At 46.0% G+C, this 2067-nt stretch carries 2 tRNA genes and 2 rRNA genes; all 4 read right to left on the bottom strand.

The annotated features are described in order from the left end of the window. A 23S ribosomal RNA gene (locus tag A3220_RS16355) occupies window positions 1-1187 on the bottom strand; the annotation flags it as partial. A gap of 296 nt (window positions 1188-1483) precedes the next feature. Continuing rightward, window positions 1484-1559: transfer RNA gene (locus A3220_RS16350), tRNA-Ala, on the bottom strand. A 66-nt stretch (window positions 1560-1625) separates the two neighbouring features. Then, window positions 1626-1702: transfer RNA gene (locus tag A3220_RS16345), tRNA-Ile, on the bottom strand. A 76-nt stretch (window positions 1703-1778) separates the two neighbouring features. Further along, window positions 1779-2067: ribosomal RNA gene (locus tag A3220_RS16340) — 16S ribosomal RNA — on the bottom strand; the annotation flags it as partial.

Genomic DNA, 2067 nt, shown 5'->3' with positions numbered 1-2067 from the left:
CTTACAGAACGCTCCCCTACCACTCATCCTAAGATGAATCCGCAGCTTCGGTGCATAGTTTAGCCCCGTTACATCTTCCGCGCAGACCGACTCGACCAGTGAGCTATTACGCTTTCTTTAAAGGATGGCTGCTTCTAAGCCAACCTCCTGGCTGTCTGGGCCTTTCCACATCGTTTCCCACTTAACTATGACTTTGGGACCTTAGCTGGCGGTCTGGGTTGTTTCCCTCTTCACGACGGACGTTAGCACCCGCCGTGTGTCTCCCGGATATTACTTTACGGTATTCGGAGTTTGCAAAGGGTTGGTAAGTCGGGATGACCCCCTAGCCTTAACAGTGCTCTACCCCCGTAAGTATTCGTCCGAGGCTCTACCTAAATAGATTTCGGGGAGAACCAGCTATCTCCCGGTTTGATTAGCCTTTCACTCCTAGCCACAGGTCATCCCCTAACTTTTCAACGTTAGTGGGTTCGGTCCTCCAGTTGATGTTACTCAACCTTCAACCTGCCCATGGCTAGATCACCGGGTTTCGGGTCTATACCTTGCAACTATTCGCCCAGTTAAGACTCGGTTTCCCTACGGCTACCCTAATCGGTTAACCTCGCTACAAAATATAAGTCGCTGACCCATTATACAAAAGGTACGCAGTCACCTAACAAGTAGGCTCCTACTGCTTGTACGTACACGGTTTCAGGTTCTATTTCACTCCCCTCACAGGGGTTCTTTTCGCCTTTCCCTCACGGTACTGGTTCACTATCGGTCAGTTGGGAGTATTTAGCCTTAGATGATGGTCCACCTATATTCAGTCAAAGTTTCACGTGCTCCGACCTACTCGATTTCACTTAAAATGTCTTTTCATGTACGGGACTATCACCCTGTATCGTGGCACTTTCCAGAGCCTTCCATTAACACATAATAAGCTTAAGGGCTGTTCCGATTTCGCTCGCCGCTACTATCGGAATCTCGGTTGATTTCTTTTCCTACGGGTACTTAGATGTTTCAGTTCTCCGCGTTCGCCTCGTTAACCTATGTATTCAGTTAACGATACCTGCAAGCAGGTGGGTTTCCCCATTCGGAAATCCTAGTCTCAAGCGCTTTTTACTAGCTTGACTAGGCTTATCGCAAGTTAATACGTCCTTCATCGCCTCCAACTGCCAAGGCATCCACCGTGTACGCTTAGTCACTTAACCATACAACCCAAACGGGTCTTTGTTAGTGACAGTTTAACTTCGCCAGAAGTTAATATTGAATACTAAAGTAGATACCAATTAATCATAAATGATTAAATTGGCACTGAATGATACTGCTATCATTCTTTTTTACTTTTGAAAACTCTTGATAAATACAAAGTATCTATCAGAATTTTATTATCAGCTTTTCCAAATTTTTAAAGAGCAGAGAATCAAAAACTTCTCAAAATTAAACACACTCTATTCTCAGGTGATGTTGCTACCCGATAAAGAATATTTATTTTTAAGAAGTAAAGTGGTGGAGCTAAGCAGGATCGAACTGCTGACCTCCTGCGTGCAAGGCAGGCGCTCTCCCAGCTGAGCTATAGCCCCACATATGCTGGTCTTATTGTTTGTTATCCGACTTCGTTTTAATCTTAGTGATAAGATTAAGAAGAGTGGTGGGTCTGGGTGGATTTGAACCACCGACCTCACCCTTATCAGGGGTGCGCTCTAACCAACTGAGCTACAGACCCAAACAATAAGTGTTGTTCTCTTTACAATTAACAATCATCTGTGTGGACACTACGAACAAATAAGTTCTAAATCGTATAAGGAGGTGATCCAGCCCCAGGTTCCCCTAGGGCTACCTTGTTACGACTTCACCCCAGTCATGAATCACTCCGTGGTAAACGTCCTCCCGAGGGTTAGACTATCTACTTCTGGAGCAACCCACTCCCATGGTGTGACGGGCGGTGTGTACAAGGCCCGGGAACGTATTCACCGCATCATTCTGATATGCGATTACTAGCGATTCCGACTTCATGGAGTCGAGTTGCAGACTCCAATCCGGACTACGACGCACTTTAAGTGATTCGCTTACTCTCGCGAGTTCGCAGCA

The organism is Halomonas sp. KX33721 (assembly GCF_001596805.1).
Taxonomy (GTDB): domain Bacteria; phylum Pseudomonadota; class Gammaproteobacteria; order Pseudomonadales; family Halomonadaceae; genus Vreelandella; species Vreelandella aquamarina.
This window is presented reverse-complemented; position numbering and strand designations above follow the sequence as displayed.